Genomic DNA, 13,833 nt, shown 5'->3' with positions numbered 1-13,833 from the left:
CCATGAAGAAGCACATTCAAACGTTGAGTTCGCTGGTCCGGAAAAAGGTGCTGGATACCGGTCACTACCTGTTCGGGCGGGGCCAGCGGCTCTCGACGCTGATCGCACTGCTCCTGACGTTGGCCGCGCCGGCTGCGAAGGCGGTCGACCTCGGGGATCTCGGCAACGCGTCCAACTTCATCTGCCTGATCCAAGCCTACGTCAGTGGCCCGGTGCTGTTCGGCCTGGGGATCGTGCTGATCATTGTCGGCGCAGTGGCCATCGCGAACTCGGAAAGCAATATCGGGAAGATGATTTCGTCCGTGATCGTCGGCCTCGGTATCGCTTCCTGTGCGCTTCCGCTCGTGAAGAATCAGTTGAAGATCAACTACACCTGTGCGTGACCCGAAGAAAGTTAGCCGGTCGCTTTCGCTGCCGCGCCAGATGGGCGGTGCCGATCGCGGCCTCGCGATCGCGAACGGGACGCTAACAGCGTTGCTTTGCTACAGCAGCATGACGCCGATCTATCTGGTCGTCGGCATCGTGGTGCATTGGGTGCTCCGTTGGCTGTCATCGAACGATCCGTGGTGGAAAGACGTGCTGGTCGTCTACAACCGGTATCCCGACGTCCACGAGCCGCTGCCTACGGCACAGGTTGCGGCGCGATTCAAACGGCCATACGGCTTTGATCAGGAGCTCCCGCTGTGAGCGCAAACCCGAAGCGTCGAGCGATTCAGGAAATCGCCCCGTGGGCGACGATGGTGACCCCCGAAGTCGTCCTTGACAAGGACGGGTCACTGTTGACGCTGTATACGTTCGAGGGCGTGGACGCGGATAGTCCCAATTCCGACGAAATTTCGGCGGCGCGCGACAACCTCGACCACGCCTGCAAGAACTTCGATCACCGGATCACCGCATGGTGGCGCATGTCGCATCGCCGCGTTCGTGGCGAGATCGGTGGTCATTTCGCCTCGGAAATGGATCAGCGCGTCGACGCGATCAACCAGAAGAGTGTGGGTAGCGGAAAGTACTTCCGCAACACCCACTCGCTCGCGCTCGCGTATACGCCCGAGACGGGGATCAACAAGCTCTTCGAGAAGATCGCGTATCACATCACGGTGGGTGGCAAGTCAGTTCCGATCGCATTGCTCGAGACCGTCAAGGATATGGTGTTCGCGCGTAGTGCATTCGTGTTCGACATGGAGCGTATTGCGTCGGACATCAAGCGCTTCGAAGGCATCCTGGACGCGTTCAAGGGTGGCGTCGCGCGTCTCAAGATGACCCGGCTCCAGCTGCAAAACGCGCTGGCATTCCTCCACCAGACCGCCAATCCCTCCGTTCCACCGCGGCGCGTACGCTACCCCGTGACGATGCTGGACACGCATCTGACGGAAAGCTTCGTGACATACGGTGCAGAACACATCATGTTCGAGTCCGCCTATGGGACACGGTACGCGAAGATCATCGCGGTGAAAGAGTGGATGGGCTTCCAGGAGGCCGCGCTCGACGTGCTCGCCGACGTCGACGCCGAGTTCGACGTGTGCGTCATGTTTCGATTCCTGTCGACCAGCAAGGCACAGGCGTACATCGAGAAAATGCGCGCGTTCTACAAGGTCGCAGCGTTTAGCCCGATGAAGATCTTGAAGAGCTTTTTCTCGAAGGACGAGAAGAAGGAGAACATGGAAAACGAGAAAGGGCGCGAGATCCTGGCCGAAGAGGCAGAAAACGCGCTCGCTCGCCTGATCGCGGACGGTCAGCAATACGGATTCGCGAACATCTCGGTAGTCGTTTACGGGGACACGATCGAAGAGTGCGACGACAACGCGCGCGAGATCGTCGGCCGAATCGGCAACGCTGGCTTCGGCGTGCTGGTCGAGAAGCGAAATCTCGCCGCAGCCTGGGCCTCGACGCTGCCCGGCCGGTGGGATCAGCAGAAGCGGTTGCAATTCGTCGAGACACCCGTGGTCTCGGACATTGCGCCGGTGCGTGGTGTCGCGGAAGGCAGTGACGTCAACCAATGGCTTACACAGCAGCTCGGACAGAAGGTCGGCCCGCTCACGCTGCTCCCGACTCGCCACCGGACGTTGCAGCGTATCACCTTGCACGATCCGAGCGGGAAGTCTCACACGCTGATCGTGGGCCCGATCGGCGCGGGCAAAACGATCTTTCTCAACTTTCTCGTTTCGCAAACCGGACGCTTCGCTCCGCGGCGCATCAAGTTCGACAAGAATCGCTCGACACGCATCCCTACCGTGTTCGCAGACGGCAAGTTCGTCGATGCAACCGGCAAGTTCGCGGCGGCGACGCAGGTCAATCCGCTTTCGCTGTTGGTTGACCCACGGCACTACACCTATGTGTCGGACTGGGTCCAGATGGCAATCGAGGGCGATGGCGAGGATTTCCGTTGCACCCCGCAGCAGCAGCGGACGATCTACGAACGCGTCGTCACGCTCGCGCAGGGCTATGGCCCGGAGTACTGGACGCTGTCGTTCCTGACCACGCTGTTGCCACTTGAGCTGCGCGAGCGCCTTCAGATCTGGACGAAAGGCGAGAAGAACGGTCGGTTCTTCGATCACGTCGGAGATGCGTTCTCGCTCTCTGACGACTTGGCGATCGAGATGGGCGAACTGTTCGAGAGCTATCCGGTCGCCGCCGCGCTGTTCATGGATTACGCCTTCTATCGCATCTCGCAATGGCTGGATGGCAAGCGCGTCACGATCATCGAGGTCGAGGAATGTGGTTTCTTCTTCCGGTACCCGCGCTTCTATGCGCGGCTGGAAATGTGGGCCGTCACGATTCGCGGGCTGAACGGCACGCTCGTCATGGCGACTCAGTCGCTGAGCCAACTCGAGCGAGTCCCGAACTTCGAGATCATGAAGGAAAACATCCAGAACTTCTTCTTTCTGCCAAACCGCGATGCGCGCAACAACAAGCGTCTCTATCGCGACGTGTTCGGGCTGACCGATGACCAGATCGACATGATCAGCGAAGGTGTTCCCAACCGTGACTACCTATGGGTGACGCCGGATCACTCGCGCATGCTTCAGGCGAAGTTCCCGAAAGAAGCACTCGCGATCTTGCGCGCGGATGGCGCGGCTCAGCGCACGCTCGACAAGCATCTTGCGACCGGCTCGCCGACCTGGCGTGAAGACTATCTGCAGGAAATGGCCACCGTCGACTGACAGGAACCCGATGAAGCTCACCTCGACCTCTACCCAGCAGGCGCTGTACCGCGACATCTTCGACGTCACCGCGAACGAAATCGACAGGATCGCCATTGGGGCACCTGTACGCGTCTGTTTGCAGGCGAATCCGAGCGGTTCGGACGGCTCGTTATCGGAGCCGCGACAGGACGCATCCACGACGCCGTGCGCTGCTCGTACGGCAGTTCGAATCCTCGACTGAAGGGCCCCACGATGAAACTCATGCCGACTCTTCGCGCCGCAGCCTTTGCGGTTTCCATGTTCGTCGCCCAGCACGCGGCCGCGCAGCTGACTGTGTTCGACCCGGCGAACTTTGCGCAGAACGTTATCACTGCGGCTAAGGCCGTCAGGGGCGAGATCTACCAGAACACCAACATCCTCTACCAGTACCAGATGATGGTGAACGATCTAATGCAGGCGAAAAACCTGAATCCGGCTGCGTGGAAAGCTGCGTATGACCAGATCACGGGCGATATCAACAAGGTGAAGGGGCTGGTGGGCACGCTTCAAGGGCTCTACGGCGACCTCAAGAAGGGTGGCGAATGGGTCACCCAGGTTCAGGGGTTGGTCACTCGTTCTGGCAAGTCGAACGCGCAGTGGTTCGCGGACATAAACACGTTGGTCCAACAGAACGACAAGGTCGCGCGGAACCTGTTCCAGATGGGCTCGAACATCATGCAGCACACGAATGAGATGGCGCAGCGTCGGCAGGAACTGCAATCCGAGCTGTCGATGTCGCCAACTCAACAGGCAACGGCCGAGATCACGACGCACTACCTCGATATCGTGACGAGCCAGAATGCGGACATCCTTCAGTTGAACGCAGCCAAGGCACAGAAGGACGCTCAGAAGGACGCGCAACAGGCGGAAGACGACAAGGAAAAGGCCGCCGACGCGGAGAAGTTCATCTCCAAGCAACAGGCCGAGCGGGCCTCCTATGGGATCACGACGCAATGAAGCCCAGCATGATGCATCGGTGGCTAATGGGTGGTCTGCTGTTTGCCGCGCTCGTGCTGCCGACGGTAGCGCGTGCCGCGCTGCAGGATAGCCTTACCCAACTGGGGACGACCGGCTGGAGCTCGAGCTACGTGGTTGGCGAGGTGGCAAAGGGTGCGATGGCGGCGATCGAAGAGATCACGAAGCTGATGAAGGATCTGATCGATCTCGCAGTGACGCTCAGCAAGTCGCTCGACAAAGATTCGGACAAGATGGCGGGAGGCCTTGCAGTCATCACCATTGTCGTTGCGTTTCTCCGATTCGCGGCAACGAAGGACCCCGTCGCGGCCTGGCAGAGCGTGTTTGAAGACCTTGCCATCCTAGGGATCTTCGCGTCCGTCTATCTTGCCTACGGTACGTGGGCACCCGGCTTCTACAAGTGGTTCAACGACATGGCGGTTGCGGTGTCAGGGACCGACGCACAATCTCTGCCGATGGCGATGGTGAAGTCGGCGGGGGCGATATTCGATGCGATCAACGAAGCGCTGAAGGCCGAGCATTGGTGGAACTACGTCGCCTTGGTGATCAATCTCATTCCGCTACTGGCAGCGTGGTTCATTCTGATGGTCGCGTCGCTGGTGTTTCTGTTCTACATCTCGCTTGGCACGATCCAGATGGCTGTCGCGATCGTGATGGGGAAAATCGCATTCGCGCTCGGCATGTCGGAGTTTACGCGGGGATGGTTCAAGAGCTGGCTCGATTTCACGATCGGCGCGGGCATGTATATGGTTGTTGCCGCGATTCTCCAGCGGCTGATGACCACCACGCTTGCGACTACGTTCGGGAACACGATTTCGAAGGGGTTGACGACACCGTATTCCGGCTCGCTGACGCTTGACCTTTCGATCTTCGTGCTGATTCTCGCCTTCGAAATTCCGAAGTTCGCGTCGATGTTCGGTGGCGGCGCCAACGCAAGCGGTGCGGCGTTCAAGAGCCTGACGAAGCTCGCAACGAAGGGCATGGTTTGATGATCGACGCCCGACTTTTTGCGCCGGTCGACGCTGGCGAGCTGGTGACCCGCAACGAACGCCGTATCGAGCTGATCGCACAATGCGCGAACGAGTCGTCGCGCACGGAGTTCGATCGGAAGTGGATGGTGCTGATCCGACGCTGTGCGGAGTGGTTCTCTTCCGTTCCGTTCAGCCCGGAGCTGTACCGAGAGCCCGCCGGTGCGTTTCGATGGACGGTCGAAACGGCCTTCTATGCGATGCGGCTCTCGGGTGGACTGAAGTTCGGCACGAACCTTCCATCGGAGCGGCGCCGCCGCATCGAGCCCCAGTACAGCTATGGTGTTTTCCTCGCGGCAATCTGTTCCGGACTGGACGAGCCGTACCGTCATTTCGACGTGGAGCGGGCGTCGGACCGCCAGGTCTGGAACCCTTCCGTCCACGGCGCGGTCGGGCCGTGGCTCGCCGACGCGAGCTACCGCGTGGCGCGGCGGGCAACTCCGCTACCGGTGGAACGTATGCGTACGAGCATGTTGGCGCATGCGCTCGTCGGCACGGAATTGCTGTCCGGGCTCGACGCTGAGGTGCAGGCCGAGATCTTCGGTGCGATCAATCCCACGCAGAGCCCAATGGGCGTGGAAAGCTTGACCCACAAGGTCGTACGCCAGGCCATCGCGACGGCCGCCGATTTCGACAGGAAGGCGCAACGGGCGGTTTTCGAGCCCGTGACGTTTGCGGTGCCGTCGGCGATCCATGTGGCCGCTGAACTGGAGCCGAAGGTCGAGGCGGCGCCGTCGGTGGCCACGCCTGCGCCGGCACCGGCACCGGTGCAACCGGTGACTGTCGATTCGTCGCCGGCGACCGCAGCTGCCGAAGGTAGTGCACCGACCGGCCCGGCGTTGCCACCGGCGGCTGACTCGGACGGCCCGACTTCCCGTGCGGTGCCGGCGCCGGCAGTTCAGGTGGCACCGAAGGGACTGGATGAACGGCAGATGGCGCTCGAGCTTCCGCCGCCAGCAGCGGCAGTAAATCCCGCCGAGATTCGACGAGAACCGGTCGCGGCCGCGGCCACGTTGGAGGAGGACCGCTTTGACGAAATCCTGAGGGGCGCTCCGCGGATGATCTCGGACTTCTTCGCAGCCCTGCAGCAGGACGTCGCCGGCGGAAAGGCCAAGGTGCGGTGGGCCGAAAAGGGTCTGGTGGTGTCGAAGCGCACGATTGGCGGTTATGGCGTCGCGAGCGACACTCTGATCGAACATATGCGCCGACGCAACCTGCTTCTCGCCAACGATCCTGCGGAGGTCACGCTGGCGCCGCGTATCGGCGAACTGATCCAGGAGCGCGGTGCATGAGGGGCTACAGCAACCACTTTCGGCCGATCTACGAAGTTCGCGCGGCATTCGGTTGGCTGATTGCGCTCCTAGCCTTGCCGCTTTCGGGCATGCCGTACGGCTGGGCCTTCGCCCTGTTCGCGCTCGCGTTGTTCGCTTTCCGCTCGGGGCAGATGTGGCGCGCGCTCAGGTTCCGGATGGGGCTGTCGACGAAATGGCTGACGACGCTTGCAGTGCCCGCGTTGCTCGCGATTCAGGCGCGCATGCGGGCCGAAGTAAATGCAATGTATCTCGGCACGGGGTTCGAATGGACGCAAAAGCACTGCCAGATGGCCCACGACATTCTGCGGATGCCGACCACGGAGATTCCGGGGCTGCCCAAGTGGTTGCCTAAGACGAAGCCCGGGCGCGCGTTCGAGGAAATGATCGAGAAGCTCTTTGCGCCGAAGGACAGTATCCGCGACCGGACGCCGCAGGGCGCCTCGTGGATCCACGGTCTTGAGCCGGCGAAAGGCTACGTGCCGTTCCACTACAAGGCGATGGGCGGCCATACGGCGGTGGGCGGGACGACGGGCTCCGGCAAGACGCGGACGTATGAAGTCATCTCGACGCAGGTCATCCACTGCGGCGACGTGCTGATCGACATCGATCCCAAGAACGACAAGGAATGGAAGGCGCGCGCCGAGCGCGAAGCGAAGCGGACCGGCCGGAAGTTCCTCTATTTCAATCAGGCCAAGCCATCCGAGTCGATTCGTCTCGAACCGCTCGATAGCTGGTCGCAGCCGTCGGAAATTCCGAGCCGCATCGCGCAGCTGATGGAGGAGGGGCCGTTCCGGGACTTCGCGTACCTGTTCATCAGCCGATCGGTGAACGGCGAACTGTACATCGGCGACAAGCCGAACCTGCGCTCGATCCTGAAGTACGCGCAGCTCGGCGTTGACCCGCTTCTGGAGAAGGCGCTCAAGCGCTTCTTCATCGAAAGCGGACTGACCGACTGGGAGGAGCTGGTCACGGCCGATACGGTCAAGATCGCGAACAAGCCGGGTTCCACGCGCGTCGACGCGATGATCTCGCTCTACCAGGCCCGATTCGGTGCGAACGACCGCGGACACGAAGCGATCGATGGTTTGATCGCGACGCACGTGCACGATCGCGAGCATTACATGCGGATCATCGCGTCGGCACTGCCGCTGCTGCAGATGCTCGCGACCGGGGAAACCGGCCTGATGCTCGCTCCGAAGGTCGACGACTTCGAGGACGAACGCGAGATCTGGACGATCGAGAAGGTCATTCGCCAGAAGGCGGTGCTCCACATCGGCCTCGACTCGCTGTCCAACAGCATCGTCGCGAAGGCAATCGCGTCGATGATCCTGGCCGACGTGTCAGCCGTGTGCGGCTCGATCTACAACTTCTACGACAAGCCGCCCGAGGTGGTGCTGATCATCGACGAGATCGCCGAGGCGATCAACGAACAGGTGATCCAGATCCTGAACAAAGGTCGTGGCGCTGGGTTCAAGGCGTTCGTGGCGTTCCAGACGCGCGCCGACCTCGAGGCGAAGTTGGGGAATGCCGCAAAAATGCTGCAGGTTTTGGGGAACCTGAACAACCAGATCATTTTACGCTTGGAAGATACCGACACGGCTGAGTGGTTCTCGAAAAAGGTGGGGGATACCGCGATCCGCAACCTGATCGTATCCAGCAGCACGAGCAAGGCGAGCGAGGGCCATGTCGGTGAGTTCACCGGCTCGGTGACGCGGTCGCAACAACTGGAGGCAGTGCCGTTGATCCCGACTCGCCTGATCCAGAGCCTGCCGAACTTGCAGTACTTCATGCGGATTTCTGGCGGCGCGGTGTACCAGGGACGTATTCCAATTCTTACAGGCTAAACAACCGAGCATGTCTGCCGTATTCAAAAAAATCATTCGGGAGCACAAACTTTCCGCCCACCTGACCCCGGTGTTCACCCTTGCGCCTGAGCTGGAGCTTGTGTGCACGCGTGTCGCGGAGTTCGTCGGTGAGCACTTCATCGGGAAGGCAGAGCCGCTCGTCAAGGAGATGTTCGTGGACGGCCTTGCTGCGTTCAAGCGCGTGCGCAAGACCGGCGATCCGCATGTCGCGTTCATGCAAGGCCTGTTCGGGTCTGCACACATGCTGTATGCGCGGCGCTTTGTTGTGCGCGATGGCGAGCGCTGCCATGTCTGGTCGCCGATGTTCGAGCCGGTAACGGCGTTCGAATCCCGGTTCAAGCTGGCACCGGAGATGGTGGACGAGCGGTGTCCGGAGAACATCAGCCAGAAGTCGGCTGCATTCCAGCTGGCCGCTCGCGCGCTGACCGGTGAGACCTTCAGACTGTACTTCGAGGAATACGATGTCGCTCACACATTTTCTGATTCGGACGCTAACGCGGCTTGACGACCATACCGTGAGCCGAGTGATCTCCACCGCGGCCGCGCAGGATGAGCCGGCTGCACCGCCTCCGGCGGAATTTCGGCAGGGCAGGAATGCGATGGCATACGCGCTCGCGACGTTTATTGGTCGAAGGCCTGTCCACTTTTACGTAGGACTGTCCGGCCTGGTCGTCCTGCCGATCTATCTGCTCAGCGGGGTCGTGGGAGAGCTGTATGGCCGGTAGCCGCTTTGTCGGGCACATCAAGATGTGGTTCTTCTTTGTGCCGCTGCTCTCGGTTGCGCTCATGCCGGCGCTGCCCGATCCGTCGCTGTTCGCGATCCCGGATGCCGAAGCCGAATCGGTTGTGGCGAGCCTCGGAGAAGAGCGAACAGCGGATGCGATCGACGCGACGAATCGTGCGTTCAAGCGCTACTTCGTCGAGACAGGTCTGGTACAGGACTCCATGGAGGCCACGAACGATTCGCAGATCGAGGACGGCGGGGTGGCGAACTTCGCCAGTCGGTGGGTCCACAATTTCTGGCGTCTGGTGTACCGGGTGGTCTATCGGCTCACCGTGATGAAGTACTGGCTGCTCGGCGCGCTCGTGTTCGGCATCGCGATGTTCATCGACGGGACGGTGCGGCGCAAGGTGAGGGCGGCGGCGGCCGGCTACGTCAGTCCTCTGTCATTCCATCTCGCCGGGCACGGGATCTTGCTCGTATTCGGCGTGACGTTCACGGTGCTGATCGCGCCGGTGCCGCTTCTTGCACCGTACTGGCTGGAGATCGCCGGATGTCTCGGCGCGCTGCTCTGGAAAGCGGCGTCTTCATACCAGTAGGTCCGGAAAGCTCCAGGTTTCCGTATAGCTTTTTGCCGAATGGGCCACAACCGGTTGCGTGCGGCGCGCTCGTCGTTACCTGAAAAAGCTTGTCGAAATCGTCGACGTTTCGACCCGATCAGGCGCACCAGGCGGGTCACAATGACTCATGGTCTACGGTCCTCAGAAAGCTCGACTCCCCGTAGAGCTATGAACTCTCTCACCGCTAAGCGTCTTGCGACGCGGTAGCGGGGGCGCGGGTCACGGACTTTGACTTGGCGCGTTGCCGCGCCAGCGGTTTCGGTCTCGCCGCCACGCCCGTTCCGGGCGTGTGCGCGTCGATCAGGGCGACCGACGCTGCGTTCTGGCCGTGCTGCGCCGTATGTCCGCAGTGCGGGCATACATGCACACGTTGTGCCAGCGTCTTGGGCACGATCTCCCAGCACGTGGCGCAGCGTTGCGACGGCTTTAACTGGCGCGTGTTCGAAACGTGCAGCCGCGTACCAGCCTCTACCGCTTTGTACGCAAGCATGTTGTGCGCCATGCCCAAGCCGGCCGACAGAATCTCGCGATTCAGCCCCGCCTTTTGCTTGACCGTCCGGCCCGGCTTGTCCCGCGTGCCCTTGGCCGAACGACTCATGTTCTGGGTGCGCAGTTCTTCCGTGGCGATGACGGCGCAGGACGCGACCAGACGCGACGTCGTCTTGTGCAGGAACTCGCGGCGAAGATTACCGATGCGCTCATGCACCTTCGCAACCTGCTTTCCCAGCTGCTTATACCGGATCGATCCGCGCTTCTTGCGCGCCTGCTGCCGCTGCAGGTCCGCCATGCGCGGCATCTCATTTCGCACGAATCGCGGATTAGCGATCGTTTCACCGTCGTCGAACGTCGCCCAGTCGTTGAGGCCGAAGTCGACGCCTCGATGAGCGTTGCCGGTACGTGCGCGGGCGCATGTGTGTGCCGATACGCGCAGCGTGACCGACGCGAACCACTCGCCGTTCTTGCGCGTGATCGTCAGATCGTTGGGCTTCGCGCCGTCGCCGAAACGATGCCGGCCTCGAGCACTAGACATATCGGTTCTGATTAACAACCTGAAGACCGCGAGCGCTAGGCGCACCCGCAACCAGTTTGCCGGTCACTTGGCGCCGTTCTACCGAAGGCCCTTGTTTTGGAACCGCGCATACTTTGTCGGGAGTGTCGGCGGTGCGACGTTGGAGACGGTACGAGCCTACGTCGATGCCTAAGGCACTGAGGAGCACGCCCGGCAGTCGGCCGCCAAGAAGACAAAAGCCAAACCGCTCGCTTGACCCCCTCCTGATCCGGTCGGCTTCGGATAGACGTTCGCAAGCGAACCGGCCGGACCAAGAAGGGGAATGCGCTCACGAATGTTCAACCTTACCCCCTCTCCCACGGAGGGTTTTTTTCGTCCGGCGCGGCCCGACCGCTGCGAAAGCCGCGTGAAATCGTTCACGTTTTGGAAGTCTGCCGCAGCATAGGACCGCAAGAATAGACGCAAGCCGCACGTGCGGTCAGTCAACCAGATAGGATCCACATGAGCACGATCAACGAAGAAGCGCACGTCGGCACCGATACCGCGGACGTGGCACCTGACCAAGTAGCGGTACTCCCGCCGGCGGGCGACGATGCACCCGCAGTCAAGGGTAGCCTGGTTGTGGGCGACACCCGGCAGACGACTGACGGCGCGGACGATGGTGAAGTCGAGCGTGAACTCGACGAGATGGAGAATTCGGCCAACGTGTTGCAGCGTGAAGGGCTGATCAGCAGCGATGAAGCGAAGCTCAAGCTCGAGGAGGTGGCGCGCACCCGCACGCTGTTCCGCGACCTGTCGCCCGCAGAGCGCGCGCGAATCATCCAGCGCCGGCGCGAGATCGGCCGTGAACTGATGAACAAGCAACTGTCGGGCGCCGCGGTCGTGACCGCGCGGGTCACGATGAAACACACGCGCCTTCGGCCGCTGTTCGAGCAGTGGTGGCCGTACCTGAATCGGATGACGATCAACATGCAGCGCTTCGGTCGCGCGACGTACGGCGCGAACGAGCAGGGAATCGTCAGCACGTGGTTTGAGAAGCAGCTCGATCAGCTCGAAGCCTACGTGAACGAACAGCTCGACGTAGCGCAGGGTTTCCGCGAGAAGACGGAAACGGACATGCGCGATCGCGGCGAGACGGTATTCGCGCCGACCGTGACGAAGCCGTCGCTCGATATTGAAGTCGAGGCGTACTCGCGGTTCTCGATGCGCCTGCTCTCCGTGATCCTGAAGTTCGACCAGGTGATGGATCACTTCGACTTCCTCGTCTGGAACGGGATTCGTGACCAGTCCGACGTCGACGACGAGACCGCGCGCTTCCTGCGCAAGTTCCACCCGGTCGGCCTGCGCGGCTACACGACCCACCTGAAGCTGATGAACACCGTTCGCGGTAACTGATCGGGAAGACCGGTGCCATGCTCGACGAGTTGAATCCCCAACAGCGCGAGGTGGCACTTCTGCGCCGCCACTGCCTCGCGATCGCGTGCCCGGGCGCGGGCAAGACCAAGATGAGCGCGACGAAGGCCGCGTTCTTGCTGCAGGATCCGACGGCGGTAGTGGGCGCCGTCACTTTCAGCAAGGATGCGGCCGTCGAGCTTCGCGAGCGCATTCTCGCGCTGGCGCCGCCTGATGCCAAGCGCCGGCTGATCGCCGGCACCTTCCACTCGCTCGCATACAAGCAGCTTCAACGGCCCGGTCGCGGCCGGCCGGATATTGCATCGGAAGGCGATCGCCTCGGGATGCTTGGGCGCGTGCTTGCCGAGCTCGGGTACGACTGGAAGGTTGAAGAGGCGGTACCGATCGTCGAGCGGATCAAGACGAACTTCGGCCGAGCCGATGATGGTTCGGCCGAGGCCACGCTCTACACTGCTTACCAAGACGCGCTCGAACGCAGCGGCAAGATCGACTTCCAGGATATGTTGCGCCTTGCGGTGGAGCGGATGCAGAGCGGGGACATCAAGCCCTATCGGTTCACTGACCTGCTCGTCGACGAGTTCCAGGACACCGATCCACTGCAGTTCCGGTGGGTCGAGCTGCACGCTCGCGCGGGCACGCAAGTCACGGTCGTGGGTGACGATGACCAGAGCATCTACGGGTTCCGGGCCGCACTCGGCTTTCGTGGCATGGAGAGCTTCGCGAGCACGTTCGAGGCCCAACGCGTGGTGCTCGGCAGCAACTATCGCTGTCGCGCGGAGATCCTGGCGGCTGCCGACCGGGTGATCCAGAACAACATCGATCGGATGCCGAAGGTCCTCCATGCGGCGCGTGGCGCCGGCGGCGCGGTCGTGGCGCGTCGATTCGACGACGAGTATGGCGACGCGATTGCCGCTGTTGAAGGGCTTCAACCGAAACTGGCTGCCGGCGCGACATGCGCGATCCTCGCGCGTACGAACCGAATTCTCGATCCGATCGAGTCAGTGTGCCGATCACACGGCGTGCCGTACTGCCGGGCGTCGGGCGGATCGGTGCTCAACAAACCGCAGGCCGCGCTGATGTGCAACCTGCTGCAGGTGGTCGAAGGCCATAAGCAGAATGGCATCGACGCTGTCTTGGGCTACATGGGCATGAGTTCCTATGACCTCGGCGCGTTGCACAAGCGCATGGGCGCAGCCTTCGTCCAGATGCAGAAGCAGGAACTGGTCGGCCTCGGGCTGCGCGAGGAGACAGCGACGGCGTACCGGGCCTTCATGAAGCGGCTGGGTGAGTGGCAGGCGCTTTGCCAGCGATCGTTCCATTCGCTCGCGCTAGAAGGCGTCTACGAGTGGATGATGACGTATGCCAAGGGCGACGTTGCGATCCGGGCGATTCAGAGCATATACGACGTGGTGAGTCGCCTGAACGGTTCGTTTACCGAGCGCATCGAGTTCTTGAAGCGGGACAACAACAAGCCGGGTGACGGCGTCCTGATGCTCACGACGATGCACAGCTCGAAGGGGCTGGAGTACGACCACGTCTGGATTAGCCGATCGGAGGAGGGCGTGGTGCCGGACGACAAGAGCCCAGAGTCGGAGGAGCGGCGTCTTTTCTATGTCGCCATGACGCGAGCTCGCGACAGCCTCACCATCTCGTCGATCAAGAAGAATCCGGTGTCGCGATTTGTGATCGAATCAGGGATTGAATAGA

At 61.6% G+C, this 13,833-nt stretch carries 14 protein-coding genes; 13 read left to right on the top strand and 1 reads right to left on the bottom strand.

Features of this window, described 5'->3' with window-relative positions:
- Nucleotides 1-2 precede the first annotated feature (2 nt).
- The 10 genes from WS45_RS29570 to WS45_RS29520 all read left to right on the top strand — a co-directional run bounded on the left by WS45_RS29570 (nucleotide 3) and on the right by WS45_RS29520 (nucleotide 9,683).
- Nucleotides 3-383, top strand: a complete 381-nt coding sequence (locus WS45_RS29570; protein ID WP_059702987.1) for a TrbC/VirB2 family protein — start codon at nucleotides 3-5, stop codon at nucleotides 381-383.
- Nucleotides 376-687, top strand: coding sequence for a VirB3 family type IV secretion system protein (locus tag WS45_RS29565; protein WP_082722077.1), 312 nt, complete (start codon nucleotides 376-378; stop codon nucleotides 685-687). The genes WS45_RS29570 and WS45_RS29565 overlap by 8 nt, the downstream gene beginning before the upstream one ends.
- The gene (locus WS45_RS29560) at nucleotides 684-3,161 is read left to right on the top strand and encodes a VirB4 family type IV secretion system protein (RefSeq protein WP_059702983.1); all 2,478 of its coding nucleotides are present in this window, start codon (nucleotides 684-686) and stop codon (nucleotides 3,159-3,161) included. The genes WS45_RS29565 and WS45_RS29560 overlap by 4 nt, the downstream gene beginning before the upstream one ends.
- Nucleotides 3,162-3,171: 10 nt before the next feature.
- Nucleotides 3,172-3,384: a hypothetical protein gene (locus WS45_RS29555; RefSeq protein WP_059702981.1), complete on the top strand. Its 213-nt coding sequence runs from the start codon at nucleotides 3,172-3,174 to the stop codon at nucleotides 3,382-3,384.
- 11 nt (nucleotides 3,385-3,395) lie between these two features.
- Nucleotides 3,396-4,139 carry a type VI secretion protein gene (locus tag WS45_RS29550; protein WP_059702979.1) on the top strand — a complete coding sequence of 248 codons (744 nt, stop codon included), beginning with the start codon at nucleotides 3,396-3,398 and terminating at the stop codon, nucleotides 4,137-4,139.
- Nucleotides 4,136-5,146, top strand: coding sequence for a type IV secretion system protein (locus WS45_RS29545; protein WP_059534629.1), 1,011 nt, complete (start codon nucleotides 4,136-4,138; stop codon nucleotides 5,144-5,146). Before WS45_RS29550 ends, WS45_RS29545 begins: the two co-directional genes overlap by 4 nt.
- Entirely contained in the window at nucleotides 5,146-6,477 is a 1,332-nt protein-coding gene (locus WS45_RS29540) for a TraI domain-containing protein (protein ID WP_059703053.1), read from the top strand. The genes WS45_RS29545 and WS45_RS29540 overlap by 1 nt, the downstream gene beginning before the upstream one ends.
- Nucleotides 6,474-8,342, top strand: a complete 1,869-nt coding sequence (gene traD / locus WS45_RS29535; protein WP_059702977.1) for a conjugative transfer system coupling protein TraD — start codon at nucleotides 6,474-6,476, stop codon at nucleotides 8,340-8,342. The genes WS45_RS29540 and traD overlap by 4 nt, the downstream gene beginning before the upstream one ends.
- A 10-nt stretch (nucleotides 8,343-8,352) precedes the next feature.
- The gene (locus WS45_RS29530) at nucleotides 8,353-8,868 is read left to right on the top strand and encodes a hypothetical protein (RefSeq protein ID WP_059534634.1); all 516 of its coding nucleotides are present in this window, start codon (nucleotides 8,353-8,355) and stop codon (nucleotides 8,866-8,868) included.
- 209 nt (nucleotides 8,869-9,077) lie between these two features.
- Nucleotides 9,078-9,683 (top strand): DUF4400 domain-containing protein, encoded by a 606-nt coding sequence (locus WS45_RS29520; RefSeq protein WP_059702975.1) that lies wholly within the window; start codon nucleotides 9,078-9,080, stop codon nucleotides 9,681-9,683.
- A 205-nt stretch (nucleotides 9,684-9,888) separates the two neighbouring features.
- On the opposite strand, the gene WS45_RS29515 is transcribed toward WS45_RS29520, so the two are convergent.
- The gene (locus WS45_RS29515; protein WP_257140683.1) at nucleotides 9,889-10,734 is read right to left on the bottom strand and encodes an RNA-guided endonuclease InsQ/TnpB family protein; all 846 of its coding nucleotides are present in this window, start codon (nucleotides 10,732-10,734) and stop codon (nucleotides 9,889-9,891) included.
- Between WS45_RS29515 and WS45_RS36635 the strand changes: the two genes are divergently transcribed.
- The 3 genes from WS45_RS36635 to WS45_RS29505 all read left to right on the top strand — a co-directional run bounded on the left by WS45_RS36635 (nucleotide 10,616) and on the right by WS45_RS29505 (nucleotide 13,832).
- Nucleotides 10,616-10,906: a transposase gene (locus tag WS45_RS36635; RefSeq protein WP_156437341.1), complete on the top strand. Its 291-nt coding sequence runs from the start codon at nucleotides 10,616-10,618 to the stop codon at nucleotides 10,904-10,906. The genes WS45_RS29515 and WS45_RS36635 overlap by 119 nt on opposite strands.
- Nucleotides 10,907-11,214: 308 nt before the next feature.
- Complete coding sequence (locus WS45_RS29510) at nucleotides 11,215-12,108, top strand: hypothetical protein (protein WP_059534639.1); 894 nt, start codon at nucleotides 11,215-11,217, stop codon at nucleotides 12,106-12,108.
- A gap of 17 nt (nucleotides 12,109-12,125) precedes the next feature.
- Nucleotides 12,126-13,832 (top strand): ATP-dependent helicase, encoded by a 1,707-nt coding sequence (locus WS45_RS29505; protein ID WP_059534641.1) that lies wholly within the window; start codon nucleotides 12,126-12,128, stop codon nucleotides 13,830-13,832.
- Nucleotide 13,833 lies beyond the last annotated feature (1 nt).

The sequence above is a fragment of the Burkholderia sp. RF2-non_BP3 genome (assembly GCF_001522185.1).
Classification (GTDB): Bacteria; Pseudomonadota; Gammaproteobacteria; order Burkholderiales; family Burkholderiaceae; genus Burkholderia; species Burkholderia diffusa.
This window is presented reverse-complemented; position numbering and strand designations above follow the sequence as displayed.

Excerpts from the sequence above, each read along its gene's own strand:
- WS45_RS29570 (WP_059702987.1), top strand. The coding sequence starts at position 3 with ATGAAGAAGCACATTCAAACGTTGAGTTCGCTGGTCCGGAAAAAGGTG.
- WS45_RS29555 (WP_059702981.1), top strand. The coding sequence starts at position 3,172 with ATGAAGCTCACCTCGACCTCTACCCAGCAGGCGCTGTACCGCGACATC.
- WS45_RS29550 (WP_059702979.1), top strand. The coding sequence starts at position 3,396 with ATGAAACTCATGCCGACTCTTCGCGCCGCAGCCTTTGCGGTTTCCATG.
- WS45_RS29545 (WP_059534629.1), top strand. The coding sequence starts at position 4,136 with ATGAAGCCCAGCATGATGCATCGGTGGCTAATGGGTGGTCTGCTGTTT.
- WS45_RS29540 (WP_059703053.1), top strand. The coding sequence starts at position 5,146 with ATGATCGACGCCCGACTTTTTGCGCCGGTCGACGCTGGCGAGCTGGTG.
- traD (WP_059702977.1), top strand. The coding sequence starts at position 6,474 with ATGAGGGGCTACAGCAACCACTTTCGGCCGATCTACGAAGTTCGCGCG.
- WS45_RS29530 (WP_059534634.1), top strand. The coding sequence starts at position 8,353 with ATGTCTGCCGTATTCAAAAAAATCATTCGGGAGCACAAACTTTCCGCC.
- WS45_RS29520 (WP_059702975.1), top strand. The coding sequence starts at position 9,078 with ATGGCCGGTAGCCGCTTTGTCGGGCACATCAAGATGTGGTTCTTCTTT.
- WS45_RS29515 (WP_257140683.1), bottom strand. The coding sequence starts at position 10,734 with ATGTCTAGTGCTCGAGGCCGGCATCGTTTCGGCGACGGCGCGAAGCCC.
- WS45_RS29510 (WP_059534639.1), top strand. The coding sequence starts at position 11,215 with ATGAGCACGATCAACGAAGAAGCGCACGTCGGCACCGATACCGCGGAC.
- WS45_RS29505 (WP_059534641.1), top strand. The coding sequence starts at position 12,126 with ATGCTCGACGAGTTGAATCCCCAACAGCGCGAGGTGGCACTTCTGCGC.